This window comes from Pseudoalteromonas sp. 11L1 (genome assembly GCF_055397545.1).
This window is the reverse complement of sequence record NZ_AP041142.1, coordinates 644,248-662,339: the sequence shown is the minus strand read 5'-3', so window position 1 is coordinate 662,339 and position 18,092 is coordinate 644,248. Positions and strand designations below refer to the sequence as shown.

The 18,092-nt window shown below is 38.0% G+C and carries 16 protein-coding genes; 8 read left to right on the top strand and 8 right to left on the bottom strand.

The window, feature by feature from the left end:
• Window positions 1-14 precede the first annotated feature (14 nt).
• Genes tssK through tagH form a run of 3 tightly spaced genes read right to left on the bottom strand, consistent with a single transcriptional unit; the run spans window position 15 to window position 3,108 of the window.
• Window positions 15-1,343: a type VI secretion system baseplate subunit TssK gene (gene tssK, locus ACZ5WS_RS18610; RefSeq protein WP_010389395.1), complete on the bottom strand. Its 1,329-nt coding sequence runs from the start codon at window positions 1,341-1,343 to the stop codon at window positions 15-17.
• 16 nt (window positions 1,344-1,359) lie between these two features.
• On the bottom strand, window positions 1,360-1,824 hold the full coding sequence (gene tssJ, locus ACZ5WS_RS18605; protein WP_010389398.1) for a type VI secretion system lipoprotein TssJ: 465 nt from the start codon (window positions 1,822-1,824) through the stop codon (window positions 1,360-1,362).
• A 15-nt stretch (window positions 1,825-1,839) separates the two neighbouring features.
• Window positions 1,840-3,108 carry a type VI secretion system-associated FHA domain protein TagH gene (gene tagH, locus ACZ5WS_RS18600; RefSeq protein WP_464711795.1) on the bottom strand — a complete coding sequence of 423 codons (1,269 nt, stop codon included), beginning with the start codon at window positions 3,106-3,108 and terminating at the stop codon, window positions 1,840-1,842.
• Window positions 3,109-3,501: 393 nt separating this feature from the next.
• Here tagH and ACZ5WS_RS18595 point away from each other — a divergent pair, with 393 nt between their 5' ends.
• Both ACZ5WS_RS18595 and ACZ5WS_RS18590 read left to right on the top strand, forming a co-directional pair.
• A complete protein-coding gene (locus tag ACZ5WS_RS18595) occupies window positions 3,502-5,475 on the top strand; it encodes a serine/threonine-protein kinase (protein ID WP_464711793.1) in 1,974 nt (657 codons plus the stop codon).
• 178 nt (window positions 5,476-5,653) lie between these two features.
• A complete protein-coding gene (locus tag ACZ5WS_RS18590) occupies window positions 5,654-5,998 on the top strand; it encodes a PEGA domain-containing protein (protein WP_138605835.1) in 345 nt (114 codons plus the stop codon).
• Between the two features lie 47 nt (window positions 5,999-6,045).
• Here the strand turns inward: ACZ5WS_RS18590 and ACZ5WS_RS18585 are convergent, their stop codons facing one another.
• A complete protein-coding gene (locus ACZ5WS_RS18585) occupies window positions 6,046-6,405 on the bottom strand; it encodes a DUF1294 domain-containing protein (RefSeq protein WP_138605833.1) in 360 nt (119 codons plus the stop codon).
• A gap of 48 nt (window positions 6,406-6,453) precedes the next feature.
• Between ACZ5WS_RS18585 and ACZ5WS_RS18580 the strand changes: the two genes are divergently transcribed.
• Window positions 6,454-6,984 (top strand): hypothetical protein, encoded by a 531-nt coding sequence (locus ACZ5WS_RS18580; protein ID WP_138605832.1) that lies wholly within the window; start codon window positions 6,454-6,456, stop codon window positions 6,982-6,984.
• Between the two features lie 59 nt (window positions 6,985-7,043).
• Here the strand turns inward: ACZ5WS_RS18580 and ACZ5WS_RS18575 are convergent, their stop codons facing one another.
• Complete coding sequence (locus ACZ5WS_RS18575) at window positions 7,044-7,586, bottom strand: carboxymuconolactone decarboxylase family protein (RefSeq protein WP_138764933.1); 543 nt, start codon at window positions 7,584-7,586, stop codon at window positions 7,044-7,046.
• Window positions 7,587-7,698: 112 nt separating this feature from the next.
• Here ACZ5WS_RS18575 and ACZ5WS_RS18570 point away from each other — a divergent pair, with 112 nt between their 5' ends.
• A complete protein-coding gene (locus tag ACZ5WS_RS18570) occupies window positions 7,699-8,286 on the top strand; it encodes a TetR/AcrR family transcriptional regulator (RefSeq protein ID WP_464711790.1) in 588 nt (195 codons plus the stop codon).
• Between the two features lie 65 nt (window positions 8,287-8,351).
• Here the strand turns inward: ACZ5WS_RS18570 and ACZ5WS_RS18565 are convergent, their stop codons facing one another.
• A complete protein-coding gene (locus ACZ5WS_RS18565; protein ID WP_138605826.1) occupies window positions 8,352-10,469 on the bottom strand; it encodes a methyl-accepting chemotaxis protein in 2,118 nt (705 codons plus the stop codon).
• Between the two features lie 835 nt (window positions 10,470-11,304).
• Window positions 11,305-11,733, bottom strand: coding sequence for an organic hydroperoxide resistance protein (locus ACZ5WS_RS18560; protein ID WP_138605824.1), 429 nt, complete (start codon window positions 11,731-11,733; stop codon window positions 11,305-11,307).
• Between the two features lie 130 nt (window positions 11,734-11,863).
• Between ACZ5WS_RS18560 and ACZ5WS_RS18555 the strand changes: the two genes are divergently transcribed.
• From ACZ5WS_RS18555 to ACZ5WS_RS18540, 4 genes are all read left to right on the top strand, one after another.
• Entirely contained in the window at window positions 11,864-12,352 is a 489-nt protein-coding gene (locus ACZ5WS_RS18555) for a MarR family winged helix-turn-helix transcriptional regulator (protein ID WP_008468659.1), read from the top strand.
• 348 nt (window positions 12,353-12,700) lie between these two features.
• The gene (gene astB, locus ACZ5WS_RS18550; RefSeq protein WP_464711789.1) at window positions 12,701-14,047 is read left to right on the top strand and encodes an N-succinylarginine dihydrolase; all 1,347 of its coding nucleotides are present in this window, start codon (window positions 12,701-12,703) and stop codon (window positions 14,045-14,047) included.
• A 238-nt stretch (window positions 14,048-14,285) separates the two neighbouring features.
• A complete protein-coding gene (locus ACZ5WS_RS18545; protein WP_464711788.1) occupies window positions 14,286-14,966 on the top strand; it encodes an SDR family oxidoreductase in 681 nt (226 codons plus the stop codon).
• A 183-nt stretch (window positions 14,967-15,149) separates the two neighbouring features.
• The gene (locus ACZ5WS_RS18540; protein WP_464711786.1) at window positions 15,150-17,237 is read left to right on the top strand and encodes an EAL domain-containing protein; all 2,088 of its coding nucleotides are present in this window, start codon (window positions 15,150-15,152) and stop codon (window positions 17,235-17,237) included.
• 37 nt (window positions 17,238-17,274) lie between these two features.
• Here the strand turns inward: ACZ5WS_RS18540 and ACZ5WS_RS18535 are convergent, their stop codons facing one another.
• On the bottom strand, window positions 17,275-18,072 hold the full coding sequence (locus ACZ5WS_RS18535; protein ID WP_198522832.1) for a response regulator transcription factor: 798 nt from the start codon (window positions 18,070-18,072) through the stop codon (window positions 17,275-17,277).
• Between the last annotated feature and the right edge of the window lie 20 nt (window positions 18,073-18,092).

The window sequence follows — 18,092 nt, the reverse complement described above, 5'->3', positions numbered from 1 at the left end:
TTCCTTTTAAAAAGTTAAGTTCTTATCGCCCAAAGGCTTAGTTGTAGCTCTGGGTAATTTCCTGAGAGGTGAATAGCAATTCCCCCGCTGGAACGTAATTTATCCCAATGTTCACCATGCCTATTTAATTCAAAATAATGAAAACCAGCATGATAAGGAATTTGTCTTGGTGCTGTTGGTAAATTGCTAATCGTAATACCTGGAATTTGGTTATTTACCAGATCTCGAATAGTTTCTACACTGCCAATTTTTATTTGCGAAGGCAGAATTTTTCTTAATTCTTCATGTGGCACACTTGCTTTGATTGCTAAAACAAATTGAGCTGAATTGAGAATTGACTTGTCTTTTAACGCACCAAAAGAAATACCAAATTTACTTTGCTCAAGTTTAATTTCAGTTGCTGTTTGTTCAATAACATGGCTTAACGATTGGTATAAAAAGTTAACCACTTCATTAAATACCTGTCCTAAATTAGTATGATCATAATTAGGTAATTTAGGTACCCTCTTATTAGCTGTGCTGAAAGTTGACAACTCGCCCGCAAGCTCAATTAAACGACTATAAAATACATTAGGGTGTAAGCTATTGACACTAAGCAAGTTATTAAATATCGCATCATACTTATTTAGTGTTTGCAGCATGATAAAATCTGCAACTGAGGTACTCCCTGCATAGCCTTGACTGAGCCTAGCGGCTATACTTTCAGCGCGCTGCTTAATCATTGAGCCAATTTCTCTGACCAGCCCTGATAAAGGTTTGCATTGCCCTACTTTTAAAGAAGGAGGAATATACTTAGCATCTAACTTTATTTGCCCTTCACTACTCACATCTATAATTCTAGCTAAAGGTAATACGATATAGCCTGAATGATCATCAGAAGACAGCATCAATTTGCTATACACTTTCGCAACTTGAATAATTTCCTGAGATTGTGCCCCTAATAAATCATCACTCACTGACAAGTCATTGAGCTTATACCGAGTAACGGTGTTATCGTCGGCTGAAGATATATTAATCCCGCTATTTTTTAGCGCAGGGATAGCAAGATAAACAATCTCATCAAAAACATCTTTATTAACCACTAGCGGTTCAGGTAATGATGTTGATTGAGGCATATCTATTGGTAATAAATCTGGAGTGATTGCTGATAATGCGTCTACAGCAAACTGCCCGCTGTTAAGCAATTCATTATCAATACTTATATCGATTATTCCCCACGGATCAGCAAGATTGCCACTGCATACTTGCTTGATAACATTAGAAATATATTTATCTGCTTGTTGAAAGTGCTGAGGTCTTAAAAACATTCCTTCAGTCCAAGCAACACGAGTGTTATCACCCATTTTTAAAAATCCTTTTTTATTGCTCTCTCATGTATGTCGCAATTGCTTCTACATTAACATTGATATCGTCATAGCCGGTAGGGTCAACTTCTATAACCGCTCTCCACCTTGCTTGATCTATATTTCTATAAGCAACAACAACCCCAACGTAACGAGTATTACGATTAAGGCTCATTTTATATTGTTGTATTGAGTCAGGCTGAAGTTCTAATTCATCTTTTTTTAATAAGTCAGGTCCGAGGATTTTTTCTGGTGTGTCGTACAAGCTAAAAAAGTCCTGCGTGTCAAAAATAGTTCTTGAGCTAAGCTCAAAAATTTTCATTACCACTGGAGAAGGACGTTCTGACGTATCTGGATTAACATTTTTAGATACATTAATGATCAGATCGGTAGAAGGAGGTACGATTTTATTCATCGTAGTACATCCCATAACCAAAAATAGTAAACTAAAACTCAATAAGTAGAGCTTAACTTTGTACATTATTTACTTTCCTTTCTAGTGCGTTTCTTTGATTCGATCGTTGTATGCCTTTAAAAAATCATCAGACATTGCCATGGCGCCTTTAGTGTTCACTTCCTGAGAAATATCATCATATAAACTTTGATATAACTTCCAGCATTTAGACTCTATTTGACCAGGGATAATTTTTAACACGTTAGAATTATCGTTTGCCTGTTGATTAATTTGCATGGGAGAAACCTGCGACAACATCCCTTTTAACACGCCATCTGCACCAGCGAGTAATGCATGCTCATGCTTACGTGTGTCTATAAAGCTTTCTTTAATAGATTCATTCGAAGACAGAAAGCTTGCACTATTTTTTATGAACAAGTTCTGAATAACGTCATCAATGTTGGCAGAAAATTTTAATGGATTGTTTTGCTCAGCCTGAAACATCGTATGATTCAATCTTAATTTGTTTTTTACAATAGCGCGTTGACGTAAAGATTCCATAAGCTCAGTGAGCAATAAATTAAGCCCTTGGCCCATTTCAAACCACAGCTTTTCATTATCTAACGAATTTTTAAGTTCATCTTTAATCCCCAACCCTTTTAAAAACGCACCTGATAACGCCTTGTCACTTTGAACCACGTTTTTTACTGGTGCAGACTGTATCTCAGGCTTATGCTCATTAGCGTGGCTACTTGAACGGGGGGGTTCTTGAATAGGCGCAGGGGTATCAACAGGTGCTGATGAATTGCTAACATTATTGCCAATGTCAAAATCATCGGTATTCATAAGGCGCGTTAATTCATCCCAGTCTTCCGGAATATGATTATCAGTTTGTTGCTGCGCAGTCACTGATATTTCAGGCATCGACTCATTCATAATCGAGTCATCGAATGAAGGTATAGACTGCTCAGACGGTTGAGAATTTTGCGCAGCTAAAGCATCTACTGATTGAAAATGACTTGGAGCAGAATTACTCACATCGGCTTGTTGAGCTGATGTTAGCACCACACTGACTTGAAAATCGCCAATGGTTAACACGTCACTGTCTGACAAACGTTGTTTGTTGCCTTGACCGAGCGGCGCTACGGCAAAATTAATAAATAATCCATTGGTTGAATTATCGTATACGTAAAAAGAGTCACCTTCTTTTTCTATTATGCCGTGTTTACTTGAGATTATTTTTTCGGGATCAGGTAAGTGCCAATCGCACGCTTCAGAGCGACCAAAAGTTAATGAATCTGTTACAGTTTTAGTGGCTTCTATTTCAGGTGAAAGTCTGTGATAACTAGTGATGTTTAGTATCAGTTCCATTTGATAAGTCAGTCCCTTATATCATTATTGTGAACAGGATAAAGTAGAAGCGAAACTATTGTCAACATTGAAATTAACACAAGAAAATATTGCCCTATTGATTTTGTCTCTAAAACAAGACGTTTGATAAACAAATTATACAGCGATGAAATATTTTACCGTAATGCTTTATAACTAGACCGAAAATAGCCTTCTTAGAGACTCCTTCTAGCTTTAAACCGACTTTTTCAATTTACAGTAAGGGAAATTTACCAACAATAATATGTCATTCAGGCATTGCTATAATTGTATATTTTTGTAAAATACATGCTCATATCAGAGGGAAAATTGATAGATAAGCAGAGAATATTTACCTTTGTAATTATTTAACTTAACACAATAAAAGGATTTTTTATGAGCAGTACTAATGATCACAACGATAAAACTCAGATTGCTTCCCTAGACTCAAACGCAAAAAAAACGTCAAACATTCGCAAGCAAAATCTACTTGGCAAAAAAATATCTGGCCGCTATTTAATTGAAGAGCTGATTGGCCAAGGCGGGATGTGTTATATCTATCGGGCGCGCGATACTTTTTTAGAAAACGGTAATCGCTCAGAAGCATCGGTAGCAATTAAAGTACTTCAAGAAGAATTCTCAAGCTCTGAAGAAGCTATCTCACTACTAAAAGATGAAACAGCAAAAACGCAACAGCTTTCCCACCCAAGTATTGTCAAAGTGTACTCAGCAGACTCTGACGGCGATCTATATTATGTCACTATGGAGTTAATTGAAGGGGAAACACTAGAACAAATTATTAAACGAAACAAACCCTCTGGCTTAGCGTTTAAAAAAGCAAAAATTATTTTAAAGCAATTAACTGGCGCTCTTGTATATGCCCACTCGCGTGGCGTCATTCATAATGACCTCAAGCCTTCAAATATTATTTTTGATTCTAACGGTAACCTTAAAGTACTTGACTTTGGTATTGCCAAACACAAAAGCTTAGACGATCAATACGCTGTAAAAAATGACAGTGAACTGGCAACAATTGGCGGCTACACCCCAACATATGCAAGTCCTGAACAATTAAAGGGTAGTGAAGCATCAGTAAAAGACGATGTATTTTCTTTTGCATGCATTGCTTATGAACTTCTCAGCAGTAAACACCCATTTAACCGTATTGCTGCAGATAAAGTTCCTAAAAACACAACAGTGAAAAAACCAAGTAACTGCCCTATTCTTTTGTGGAACAATTTAAATAAAGCATTAGTTTTAAATGCGAATCAAAGGCTTGAATCATTAGAGCCCATTTTAAAAAGTCTTACAACAAACTTAAACCCTGCTATTTTTGCTACAGCAGCGAGTATAGCCATTATTGCTTTGATTACGCAAAACTATTACTCAAACTCAGATAATACTAAACAATTACAGGCACAACTCGATAATGCCAAAGCAATTAATCAACAAGTAGAAGCGTGGATGTCTTGGCAGGGGCCAACAATTTTAAACAAACTTGAACAAATCCCGCCACAATATGAAGTGCTTAAACAAGGGTTACTAAGATCAAACCAGCAAAGCATATTAGAGAGCTTTAACGATGAAGCTAATCAGTTTAATAATATCGCTGGTCGTAAATTTAAAGATTTCGATAAAATTATAGCCGTTTACTCTGATGCATTAAGTTATTACCCTGACTCAGAAAAACTATCAATGCAATTAGAAAGTGTGCTTAGGGAACGCCAATCAATTATTTTTGATATTACAGCCAGAATCGATTTATTACTCGAACAGTCGCGTTATAACGAAGAGCAGCCAAATAGTATTGCCCACTTGATTTTTGACTTAAAAGAAGTTGATAAAACTTACCGTTATCAGCCTACAGATCTTCACTTTGATAATTTTACAGTTGCGTTAAATACCGCGATAGAAAGTGACGATGTGATCACCCAAAAAGTTCTCTTAAACGTGGGTAAAATCGTTTTTACAAACAACAAAAAAGCGGATGAGTTACTAGCAAATTTAATGCAGCGAGAATCTGCTATTAATGCATTAACTGCGTATCAGCAAAAGATTAATTTAGGCGAACAGGCAGACTTTCCTCGTGCCGATGCCGTGGTGTTTTATGGTCCTAAGTTTCAACGATTCTCTGCTCAGTTAGAAACAATAGAAGATCATAAAGCTTTAATGGAATTCGAAGAATTTATTAAATCTGAATCAACAGCATTACCGGATGACTTCTCACTTTTAATTTCGTTGAGAAAAGAATTGTCGAGACGTTACATCAGTACAGCAAACGATTTAATGAAAAAAAGAATGTATAAAGCCGCTGAACGTTTAGTTGAAAAAAGTGAAGCGATTACTCAGTCGTTAGACAAAATGCTCTAAAAAATGCGTTTATTTATTGTTCAAAAATAACACAGCAGTGATTGAATAACGATTGCATAGCTATTAGACTAAAATCAAAATACAGACAACAAAGTCAAGGACGACGAGTGCATTCATATCACCATACACTCCGCCAAGATTTTACATATTTAGACTTTTTATAATTTATGGAGTACCTATGAAAAATTTAAGCTTGCTAGCTGCAGCACTCATACTCACTGGCTGTTCAGCAACATCTAAAACAAACAAAACTGAAGATGTTGTTATTGAGCCAACTCCTCAAATGAGCGAAGAAAATGCACCAATATCACTTACGGTTATCACTAACCCAGCCGACTCTAGAGTTCGTATAATGAATATAGTGCCTGTGTATCAAGATGCTATTGAACTAGATGCAGGTAAATATGATATTGAAGTAAGTAAGGCAGGTTATATTACTTATAGAAAATGGATAACGGTTGATAAAAAAACTATCTTAACCATAGAGCTCGATGAAAAACAATCAAGTCAATCTGCGCAATAGACTGTTTAATGCAGTAAAATGCCTTTTTAAATAAAGGCATTTTAACATTAATAATAAACATACCAAATATAACCGCCCAAGCTTAAATTCACCGTTATACACAACCACAATACCACTATAAATACGCGCTTTTTTGACTTATGCCGTAAAGCTTGCTGCGCGATAAGTGCGCCTGGCCACCCTCCTAATAGAGCACAGAGATGTAAATGTCGCTCAGGTATACGACTTACTTGTTTACGATTCGACTGCACTGCTTTTCGTTTATCCCAGGCATAATATAAAAAAGTAATACCACTGAGTAATGAAATATAGATCGGTATGAACATCTCAATTTTATGATTTAAATAAGCAAGCCATATTGCAGCTATAAACATACTCGAAAATATAATTAAGGTACTTTTTATCAAAAATAATCGCCTATAATGAAAATAATTAAAAAACACTTAGGTTAAATTATGACATATTTAAAGGCCGCGATGCTGCTGTTATCACTATCTATATTTAGTATTCAAGCAAATAATGAAGCAGACTTACTAGCGCCAGAACTTGCGATATTTACGCCTTACTTAGGCACATGGCAAGCGGATTTCAATACCGAAACAGGTCAGCCAAGCATTCAAGATGTCAGTAATTGGCAGCGCGCACTTAATGGTAAAGCCATTCGTACTTCACACTCGATTAATGAGGGTGAGTATGGAGGGGAGTCAATGATTTTCTATGATCGTAAAAAACAGTCACTGGTTTTCTATTACTTCACAACAGCTGGTTTTTATACTAAAGGCGTCATGAAAGTGCTGAGCCCAACGCAATTTGTGGCTTACGAAGATGTTACTGGTAGCAAAGAAGGGATCACTAAAGTTAAATCAACCAGTGAATTTAAAGATCAACAGTTTGTTGTTTCTACCTCTTATTTAAAAAAAGGAGAATGGACTAAACCGGAACAGCGTATTTATACTCGCAGTACAAAAACCGTTAAATTTAAGTAACTTTGGTCTTAAAACTCAAAAGGCAGCCTAGGCTGCCTTTGTTATTTATAAAACCGCTATTATTTTGCGAATTTTTTAAATGGTTCGTCAACGGGTGTATCAGCTAGGTGATTAGTGTAATTGCTCATTACTTTTTGCGATAAACCAACAATTATTTCTAGCAGTTGCTGTTTACCGTAACCTACTGCAAAAAATTTCTCAATTTGCTCATTGCTAATTACGCCGCGATTGCGTGTCATTGCAAGCGTTGTTTCACGAAGTACTTCAAGTTTTGCATCTGCAAGTGGCGTTTCATTAACCAATGCATCAACAATACCTTGATCAACTTTCATTGAAGCGGCAATTGCGCTGTGTGCTGGTACACAGTAATGGCATTCGTGCTCAACATTAATTGACTGCCATACCACTGTTAGTTCTTCTGCGTTAAACGATGTTTTTTGAAATAAGTCGTGCAGTACTTGGTAGCCTTTAAGAAGCGTAGGTGCTTCTGCCATTACTGCATGAAGGTTTGGCACCATACCAAATGCTGCTACTGAATCAGCCATAAGCGATTTTGATTCTTCAGGTGCGTTGTCTTGAGTATATAACGTAAATTCTGCCATGTTCTGCTCCAATAAATTAATGTAATTAACTAACTTCGAAACACATACTATTTGATTTTGAGCGACTGCTCAAGCTAAAATTGAACAGTCGCTCAATTTAATAGAAACTATTATGGCCAATAAAGCTAAATTTGAACGCGAGCAAGTTGTTCGTGCCGCTAGTCAATTATTCTGGGAGAAGGGCTTTCATGCTACATCCACTCGCGATTTACAAGATGCAATTAACATGCGTCCTGGCAGCATTTATGCGGCATTTGGCTCTAAGGAAGGTTTATATTGTGAAGCGATAAAAAACTATGCCAAGCAAATGCAAAGCTTAATAAATGAGCGTTTAGTATCATGCAGCAGTATTCTTGACGCACTTCAAGATTTTGTAGAGTATGTTGTTATCTCCTCAAAAAGTAATACTCCAAGTGCTATCTGCATGTTAGTAAAAGCTAATAATGAGTTCATTGAGAAAGACAGTTATCTTTACCAAATCAGTGTAGAGCTAATGATAGACTTTGAACATTACCTTACTGAACTATTTACACTCGCTATAGCTGATAAAGAGCTAAGCGGAAATATTGCCGCTATAGATTATGCTCGTTTTTTCCAAATACAATTTACTGGCTTACGTAATTATTTTAATCGACCAAACGTAGAGCATTTAGCCAAACCAATGATCGAAAACATGTTTTCACTCATGAAAAGTCTTTAGCCGAAAATAAAAAGGCAGCTAATCTAAATTAGCTGCCTTTTTAATTTAAAAACAAAGTTTGACGTCTAGGTTTTTAATTTATTAAGTTCAGAGTCTTGCTGCGCAACCAGTTTATTCAGCTCTTCACTGCTGTCGCCTGCCTGAGCAGATAAATCTGAAAGCTGTGAGGCGGCATCAGAAATTATTGTCAAGTTGCGATTTATTTCTTCGGTGACTAGGCTTTGTTCTTCTGCAGCCGTTGCAATATGGGTAATTTGATTGGTTATTTCATCTACTTTCACAACCACACTGTGCAGTGCATCAAAAGCCGTTGAGGTTTCATCTACTGCAGTTTCAGCGCGTACTACACCTTTTTCAATAACAGTTGATGCATTACCCACTTCTGAAAGTAAGCTGTCGATTAAACTACTAATGTCATCGGTTGATGAACGCGTTTTAGATGCTAAAGCTCTAACCTCATCAGCAACAACGGCAAAACCACGTCCGTGCTCCCCTGCTCGCGCAGCCTCAATAGCTGCGTTTAGCGCTAGTAAGTTAGTTTGTTCAGAGATAGTTCGGATCACATCAAGTATTTGGGTAATATCATTACTACGCGATGCTACTTTCTCTACCGCCTGATTAGCTTCTTTAATTTCCTCTGACATGGTTTTAACTTGCGTCATAGCTGATGATAAGCTCGATTCGCTACTTACCACTAGGGTATTAATTTCATCTGCTTGTTGCGCCGATTGCTCTGAAGCTTTTGCCACTTCAAGTGCTGTCGCGCTCATTTCGTTCATTGCAGTAACCACACTTTCAATTTCTTTAAACTGTGCTTGCACATTGTGCTTGGTTTCTACCGCAATGTTCGAAGTAACCTCACCTTGGTGTTTGGTTTGATCTGAGACCGCTTTTAGCTCACTGATCAATTCACGAAGTTTTGATAAAAACTTATTAAACCCTCCAGCTAGTGCAATCAATTCAGCGTGAGTATCCACATGCAGAGTTTGAGTTAAATCGCCTTCAGAGCTTGCTAAGTTGTCAACGCGTTCCTGAATTTGCTGCAGTGGCGCTACAACACTACCTACAACGAGCTTCATTACTATAAATGCCAATACCGCAATCACAGTACCGGTGATCAAAATAATCACACCCAGCTCTTTTGCTGCCTCAGACATGCCTGCAGTTAATTGAATTGGCCCCTCAAAAGCAAGTTCCGCGGGTACTTCAATTAGCAGCATCCATTTCACATCAGCAAGCTTAATTTCAATTGGGTAAGACACCATTATTTCTGCGGCTTGCTTGTTAATTCCTTTAGTGCCTTTTAGTGCTTTGTAACTTTCATAACTTTTAGCGCTAACAGCTTCTTTCAGTGGACGGCCTAATTTTTCTTTATAATGACTGGTACCAACAATTAAGCCCAAATGGCTAAGTAACGTTACTTTTGCTTTGCCATTGTAAAGCGCATTTGAAAGCTCTTCTGTTAACTTTTGAAATACAGGTAAGGTAATATCAGCCCCAGTTACACCAACAAACTTGCCTGATTTAATAACGGGTACAACAAGTGAAGTCATCATTTCTGAGTAACCCGGTGTTATCTCATATAAGTAGGGTTCCATAATGCATGGTTTTAACTTGTCTTTAGCACACAAGTACCACTCTGCCTCACGTAAACCAAATTCATTTATTTTATCCGCGTATTTTTCTGCCGCGTCTTCAACGACCTGTTGTTCAACCAAGCCATTACTGTTTTTAGTGAAATAAATTTCTAATGTTCCAGCACCGGCAACAGAGTGATCATAGCCTTGAGTAAATTCGCTATCTTTACCATCAAAGCCGTTTTGTTCAAACTGAGAATATATAGAAGAAATAACATCGTTACTTTCTAATAACGAGCGATTTAAAGAAACAACTGAGTCACGTTCTATTGAGGCTTTGTCGGCATCTTCTAAAATGCTACCAAGCGAAAAGGGTATTCGGTAAGCTTCATTAATAAAGGCAGCGATTTTCTCACCATAGGCGGCTGCATTTGCTGTTAATCGACCATCCACCTCATTTACAATTAAAGTTTCGGCCTCAGCAGAAGTATTCGCATTACTCGATGAGAGTTTAGACCACAGTATGCCTGAAAATAGTACCACCGTTAAAAGTATACTTCCGACGCTTATCCACAATAACTTTTTTGCTAACGCTATTTCCCGCATTTATAACTACCTTGCTTTACTTATTTATTTTTTAGTTTAGACCAATTTAAATAACATTTTATTAAATGTTTTAAATTAGCCTGAATAACGTAACCTCATAACCAACTACCATTTAACTTTGCTCATTTCGCCGCTGGGTTATTAGCACAACAACAAGCAAACACCTATCCACAGGCAAGGCTTTAATCCATATAGTTTATACACTAATCATGAGAATACTGTTCCAACCAGTCGGCCAGTTGCATCAGCTATATAATATAAAATGTTACCGTATCACTTTTACAGATTTATCAATTAAGATAGCTATCTAAAGAGGTATTGATTGCCAATGTGGCAAAAAATCAGCAAACTCTCCGATAACAACTAATCTATCGGCCGACTTTCTTGTTACTTTAGGGGTTTTTGTGTATGGGTCAACAAGCTATTCCTGAGCGAGCCATAACACCGCTTATCCACTCATGATAGCAATGGTAAATTTCATGACTAGGGTCTGTTGACCTTTCAGGGTTAAACTTTCAGTCATTTGGGTATTAGCAGAATGTTAAGCATTGAGTCGCATTCAATAGCAGCCTTTTCCTGCAACACTTTCACTACAGTTATTAAACTTCTATGCCTTGAGCCAAATTACAATAAGTGTGGATGTGTTTTAGCACCGCTGGTAACGTCGTTATTTTACTAAATTCAATTTTAAGTGAATCGAGTACAGCACCCACTGTTGTAAAGTGGAATTATCTATTTTTTTAATTCATGTTGAGTTTTAGAGGTATAGTAGCAAATAAAAAAACACGCGATGATCACTCATGACGTGTTTTTATAAACCATATAAAGGGATAGATTAAATAACTGAAAGTTCTACCTCAATATTGCCGCGTGTTGCATTTGAATATGGACATACTTGATGCGCTTTATTTACCAGCTCTTGGGCGGCTGTTTTATCCATACCACCTAATGACACGGCCAGTTTTACCGCAATGCCAAAACCGCCATCAATGGCACCAATAGATACCTCTGAGTTAATGTAAGTATCGCTTGGTAAAGCAACTTTTTCGCTACCGGCTACAAATTTAAGTGCGCCAATAAAACACGCTGCATAACCTGCTGCAAATAATTGCTCTGGATTAGTGCCCTGCCCATCGTCACCACCTAACCCTTTAGGCGTTGATAAGTTAACATCTAAACGACCGTCATCTGATTTAGCAACGCCTTCACGTCCGCCTGTTGCCGTTGCTTTTGCTGTATAAGCTACATTTTGTAATACATTCATAGTGAACTCCTAAGATTTAAAATTTTCAAATTAATTACTTTGCACGCAAAATAATAAGGCAATTAAATTCTTATTGCAATTACTTTGCATGCAAATTAAAATAAGCTATCTTGAAATGAAGGGTAATGCGATGTCGTTTGAACAGTTAAAATTAAAAAATCAGTTATGCCATCGTTTATATATGGCGTCTAACAGCATAGCCCGTGCCTATCGGGAGCCTCTAGCAGAGCTTAACCTTACCTATCCTCAGTATGTTGTTATGATGGCGCTGTGGGAACAAGATGAAGTAACCATCGCTGAGTTAATAGATAAAACCGCAATTGATGGTGGCGCGCTTACTCAAATATTAAAAAAGATGACCAGCAAGTCATTGCTTAACGTTATAAAGGACGAACACGATAAGCGTAAGCGTTTGGTGCAATTGACTCACACCGGCCAATCTTTAAAACTTAAAGCTGCTGATATTCCAAAAACAATTTTCTGTAAATTTGACAGTATCGACACTAACCAAGCACAGCAATTAATGCAGTTACTCGATTTAATCGTTAGCGACTTAAGCACCCAGACTGAAGATGAAAGTGTCGATGCTAAAGACAGTCCCAAGTTAGTGCAAACCTAGTGTAAATTTATCCAATGTGGTGCTTACGCTTTTTATAGTTTAGTTATAAAAAATTAACTTATTGATTATTATTCATAAAATATTCAATTAACAGTTGGCATACTTCTTCCTACTCCCTTAATGACGTTAGCAACACCAAGGAAAAACTTATGTCTAATTTATACAACACTCTTTATTTTTTATGGCGCTTAGATATCACAGTGTGGCAAGTAAATGAGCCTACAAATACGCATACCACCAGTGAAAAAGAACGAATGTACTCTCGTTGAACTATTTTTAAACAGACTTTGCAAGCTACCCCATAGCGTTGTATTGTAAAAGACTATTTAATTGGCTAGTGGAACGTATATGCATGCTTTAGAAGTTAATTTTGACGGCTTAGTCGGCCCTACTCACAACTACGCAGGTTTGTCGTATGGTAATGTTGCTTCGTTAAATAACGCGGCGAGTTTTTCAAATCCGCAAGAAGCTGTATTGCAGGGCCTGGCTAAAATGAAAGCCATGCATGATAAAGGCTTAACCCAAGGGGTGTTTGCTCCTCATGCTCGCCCTGATTTAAATGTATTACGCCGTTTAGGATTTACTGGCAACGATGCGCAAGTCATTAATAAAGCTTTTAAAGCCGACCCTATTTTGTTACGCGCCTGTTACTCAGCCTCTGCCATGTGGACAGCTAATGCTGCTACAGTATCTCCCTCCCCTGATACCAACGATGGCAAAGTACACTTTACTGCGGCAAATCTTAATAATAAATTTCATCGTTCATTAGAGCCAAATACGACGACACGTTTGCTTAAAGCAATGTTTAGTAACGAACAATACTTTGCACATCATACACACTTACCTGAGCAAGGTTTTTTTGGTGATGAAGGTGCAGCAAACCATACTCGTTTATGCGACAGTCACGGTGAAACAGGTTTAGAGTTATTTGTATTTGGTGCAAGTGCCTTTAACAGTAAACTGGTTAAGCCAGCTAAATTCCCAGCAAGGCAAACTTTGGAAGCGTCTGAAGCCATTTGTCGATTGCACAATATAAAAGATACCAGCCAAATACTATTACAACAAAACCCTGATGTGATTGACCAAGGGGTGTTCCATAATGATGTAATTGCTGTAGGTAACGCCAATGTTTTATTATGCCATCAACAGGCGTTTTTAAATCAAACGCAAGCACTAGACGATATCCGCGAAGCCTACGTAGGTAACAAACAACTGTATATTATTGAAGTGCCAACTAGCAAAGTGAGTATTCAAGATGCTGTTAGTAGCTATTTATTTAATAGCCAACTGGTTAGCATGAATGACGATGCAATGCTGCTGGTTGCCCCACAAGAGTGCCAGCGTAATCCTGCTGTAAAAGCCTACATTGAAGAGCTTATTATTGCCGATAACCCCATAAACCAAGTGCAGTTTTTTGATTTACGCCAAAGTATGCAAAATGGTGGTGGGCCCGCTTGTTTACGTTTACGCGTGGCGCTTAATAGCCATGAATTAGCAGCAGTAAACCCTGATGTTATTTTAAATGACGAAAAATATACCCAATTATGTGACTGGGCTACTCGCCATTACCGCGATAAACTCGGCGCTAACGACTTTGCAGACCCAGCTTTACTAACCGAAAGCTATCAAGCGCTTGATGAGTTAACCCAGTTACTTAGTTTAGGATCAGTATACCCATTCCAATTAGAAGCTTAAGTGCTTTATTACTTTAAGGGTTTGAGCGCACGCTCAAACTCTTGACCTAATTTTCTTAAATTCAATTAAGGTTAAGTTTTTTACCTTATACTTGCACCTATACTCGATTATTCAAATACATATAACTCTATTTGCTAGATCCTGACAGTGCGTTTAAGCGATATCTAACCCTAAAAACACTTATTTAAATGAATCTTTACAATCAAGCTTGGCAGAATTCCATATAAGGAGACAAACCATGACAACACATAAAGTCATTTTAATTACCGGCGCATCAAGCGGCATTGGCGAGGCGACCGCTAAAACATTAGTTAATAATGGTCACAAAGTGATATTAACTGCGCGCAGTGAAGACAAACTCAATAAACTAGTTGACGAGTTAGGCCATGAAAACGCATTTAGCGTTTCAGCCGATGCCACTCAGTTTAGCGAGCTTGAGAGTGTAGTAAGTAAGGGCATTGAAAAGTTTGGGCGATTAGACGCAGCATTCGCTAACGCGGGCATGGGTGTGTCATCACCAGGCACAGAGAATGGCGATCCCCAAGAGTGGTCAGCCATGGTTGACCTTAACATTAAAGCGTTGTTGTGGACCGCAAAACTCACTTTGCCTCATTTACGTGAAAACCAAGGGCATTTTATTTTAACAAGCTCTGCAGCAGGGCGAAGACCCATTGATGGCTCTATTTATGGTGCTACTAAATGGTTTGCCCATGGCTTTGGTCAAAACCTTGCAGAGGAAATGAAACCTTGGCATGGCCGTTGTACAACCATAGCCCCAGGCATGGTGAATACACCATTTTTTGATGAAGCAAAACCCGATAAGCTCGACCCACAAGATGTGGCCGATGCGGTATTATTTGCCATTGAAGCTAATCAGCGTAATAGCGTACGCGAAATCTATTTAATGCCCACCAACTAACAAGTTAATCCAAAAGGCCAATACTTATTGGCCTTTTCTCTAAAAGTGCTTAATTTTGCTTTTTTAGAATCGCTGTCAACTAAATCGATGAAAAGTCACGCATTGAAACCTCCCTTACCATGCTAAATCTCAACTTTATGTCTATTATATAAGTAAAGTAATTCAATAATCGGAACCCATTTAATGGCTCCCCATAAAGCTAATAATATGTCTGCCCATCAATATGTTACTAATGATCCGTTGCACCAACTATTCGATGCTGTCGATTCTGTATCAGTACAAGGTTATGATGAGCAACGACGTGTAATTTATTGGAATAAAGGCAGTGAATTGCTTTATGGGTATTCACAGCAAGAAGCCATTGGCAAAAAGCTTGAAGATTTAATTATACCCGCACCAATGCGAGAGCCTGTTATTGAAGCACATAGTAATTGGATCAAGCATGATATTGAAATTCCCGCCTCAGAACTAACCCTTAAACATAAAGAGGGTAATGATGTAGCTGTATTTTCAAGCCATGTTATGTTTACTAATCAATATAATACCAAACAAATGTATTGTATCGATATTGACCTTTCAGAAGTCCACAAGGCACAAGCAGAAGCCACATTTAATGCCAATATGTTGAAGACTATCTTTGAAGCCATTCCCGACTTATTTTTTGTACTAGAACAAAATGGCACTATTACAGACTATCACGCAGGCAATAACAACGATCTTTATATTCCACCCCAGCAGTTTATTGGTAAAAAAATGATTGATGTACTGCCCAAAAAGGTAGCGAAAAAGTTTCAGATTCATATTGAAAAAACAATAGCACAAGACAATATTGTTAGCTTTGAATACGAATTAAGCATGCCTGAAGGCGTAATTTATTATGAGGCAAGGTTGCGCTTACTGCCCAGAAAAAATCAAATCATGGTGATTATCCGTGATATTAGCGAACCACACCGCTCAGCAGAATTGATCCGCCATCAGGCTCACTTTGATAGCTTAACCGATTTGCCTAATCGCTTTTTATCTTTAGACCGCTTGTCACAAATATTAATAGAAGTACAAAAAAATCATGAAAAAGCCGCGGTATTTTTCTTGGACCTTGATGATTTTAAAAAGGTAAATGACTCTTTGGGTCACGAAATCGGAGATAAATTATTAATCGAAGCCGCACATAGATTACAGCAAACGCTGAAACAAAATGACACTGTTGGTCGATTAGGCGGCGATGAATTTATTGTTTTAATATCTAGTTTAAACGATGAAAACGACGCTTTAGCGATTGCTGAGCGATTGCTTCAAGCATTTAGAAAGCCCTTTAAATTGGCAGGCAGAGACTTAATATTAACATTAAGTATTGGTATTGCTATTTCCCCTAAAGATGGCACATGTTCTTCGGTATTGTTACGTAATGCCGACACCGCTATGTACCAAGCAAAAGCGATGGGCCGCAATACCTCCTCTTTTTTCACCCCGCAAATGAATGTTGCAATGCGCCGGCGCTTTGAAATAGAAGAGCAAATGCATGGAGCACTGGAGCGAAACGAATTTGAGCTTTATTACCAACCGCAAATAGATGTAAAAACAAACACCATCGTTGGCGCTGAAGCTTTGCTACGTTGGCATAATATTGTGTTAGGGGAAATTACCCCTGATGAGTTTATTCCCATTGCAGAGCAAACAGGCTTGATTGCGCCTATTGGTGTATTTGTACTGCAACAAGCCCTACGCTTTTTAAATGAATGGCAATCAATTAATAAGCAAAACTATACCATGGCGATTAATTTATCACCGCGGCAATTTAGAGACCCAGAATTAGTAAATATAATTAAGCGTACTCTGCATAAAAACAGTATTAGCAATGCATGCTTAGAGCTGGAAATTACTGAAGGAGTACTGATGAATAGTCAAACCTCAATTCGTGACGCCTTATTACAAATTGATGAACTGGGCATAAAACTGTCAATGGACGACTTTGGCACAGGGTATTCATCATTAAGTTACTTAAGAGAGTACCCCTTTGATGTGCTAAAAATTGACCGAAGCTTTATCACTGGGATAACAGATAATAAAGCAGACTGTAATTTGGTAAAAGCAGCCATAGCTATGTCACACAGCCTAGAAATAAAGGTTGTTGCGGAGGGGGTAGAAACCAAAGAACAGCTAGATTTACTTAACGAGCTAAACTGCGATATTGCTCAGGGATTTTATTTAAGTAAGCCCTTGCCCGGCGCCAAACTGCTCAATTTTTCATCGCGTTACTGCAAAGCTACTTAAAAGCACTTTAGTTAAAAAGTGCTTTTACAGCTGCAAGTTAGCTCATAATTTTAAAAAGTAGATCGCGTACAGTTGCAGGTTCAAATGGTTTATCACAAATGGCATCCACACCGGCTTGAGCAATATTAGCCAAATGAGTATCGTTGGCCTCTGAGCTCACCATCAGAACTGGAATATGTGAGTACGTATTCGACTTTCGAACGGTTTCAGTTAATTCTTTACCATCCATTTCTGGCATATTGTAATCTGTAACAATTAAATCAAAAGATTGATTATTAAGCATTTCAATCGCTTGTTTACCGTCTTCTGCCTCTACAGGTTCAGGAATACCCATTCCCGCTAATACACGTATTATATGTTTTCGCGCAAAACGACTGTCATCAACCACCAATACGCGAAGTAAAGTGACATCAAAGTGCTCTAGCTCCACCTCTTGCTCGCTAATAATATCCAGAGTCGCTTTAAGCGCACGAGTAATTTCGTCGGCATTAAACGGTTTAGGTAAAATAGCTAATACGCCCGATTGCCTAAGTTGCTCTAAATGGCGCTTATTACGCTCGCTCGACACTAGCATAAACGCCTGCTGCTCAGTGTTGCTGTTACTGCGTATAGCCTGTAATAAAGAGTCTGCAGTACCGTCACTAAAATACATACTACTGATCACTAAATCAGGGGAGTAGCTTGATAAAGCAGCCAGCGCATTTTCTTGAGTGCTGGCCGTTTCAATTTGTGTAACACCACACTGAGCCAGTGATTTTTTTATTAGCTTTTGCTGCACTTCAGAAGGCTCAACTAATAAAATAGATAAGTTAGCTATTGCCGTTAAATCACTCATTTCAATCCTGTTAATATTAA

What these genes read in the sequence shown, in the direction of transcription:
- tssK (WP_010389395.1), bottom strand. Translation starts at nt 1,343, where the DNA reads ATGGGTGATAACACTCGTGTTGCTTGGACTGAAGGAATGTTTTTAAGA.
- tssJ (WP_010389398.1), bottom strand. Translation starts at nt 1,824, where the DNA reads ATGTACAAAGTTAAGCTCTACTTATTGAGTTTTAGTTTACTATTTTTG.
- tagH (WP_464711795.1), bottom strand. Translation starts at nt 3,108, where the DNA reads ATGGAACTGATACTAAACATCACTAGTTATCACAGACTTTCACCTGAA.
- ACZ5WS_RS18595 (WP_464711793.1), top strand. Translation starts at nt 3,502, where the DNA reads ATGAGCAGTACTAATGATCACAACGATAAAACTCAGATTGCTTCCCTA.
- ACZ5WS_RS18590 (WP_138605835.1), top strand. Translation starts at nt 5,654, where the DNA reads ATGAAAAATTTAAGCTTGCTAGCTGCAGCACTCATACTCACTGGCTGT.
- ACZ5WS_RS18580 (WP_138605832.1), top strand. Translation starts at nt 6,454, where the DNA reads ATGACATATTTAAAGGCCGCGATGCTGCTGTTATCACTATCTATATTT.
- ACZ5WS_RS18575 (WP_138764933.1), bottom strand. Translation starts at nt 7,586, where the DNA reads ATGGCAGAATTTACGTTATATACTCAAGACAACGCACCTGAAGAATCA.
- ACZ5WS_RS18570 (WP_464711790.1), top strand. Translation starts at nt 7,699, where the DNA reads ATGGCCAATAAAGCTAAATTTGAACGCGAGCAAGTTGTTCGTGCCGCT.
- ACZ5WS_RS18565 (WP_138605826.1), bottom strand. Translation starts at nt 10,469, where the DNA reads ATGCGGGAAATAGCGTTAGCAAAAAAGTTATTGTGGATAAGCGTCGGA.
- ACZ5WS_RS18560 (WP_138605824.1), bottom strand. Translation starts at nt 11,733, where the DNA reads ATGAATGTATTACAAAATGTAGCTTATACAGCAAAAGCAACGGCAACA.
- ACZ5WS_RS18555 (WP_008468659.1), top strand. Translation starts at nt 11,864, where the DNA reads ATGTCGTTTGAACAGTTAAAATTAAAAAATCAGTTATGCCATCGTTTA.
- astB (WP_464711789.1), top strand. Translation starts at nt 12,701, where the DNA reads ATGCATGCTTTAGAAGTTAATTTTGACGGCTTAGTCGGCCCTACTCAC.
- ACZ5WS_RS18545 (WP_464711788.1), top strand. Translation starts at nt 14,286, where the DNA reads ATGACAACACATAAAGTCATTTTAATTACCGGCGCATCAAGCGGCATT.
- ACZ5WS_RS18540 (WP_464711786.1), top strand. Translation starts at nt 15,150, where the DNA reads ATGGCTCCCCATAAAGCTAATAATATGTCTGCCCATCAATATGTTACT.
- ACZ5WS_RS18535 (WP_198522832.1), bottom strand. Translation starts at nt 18,072, where the DNA reads ATGAGTGATTTAACGGCAATAGCTAACTTATCTATTTTATTAGTTGAG.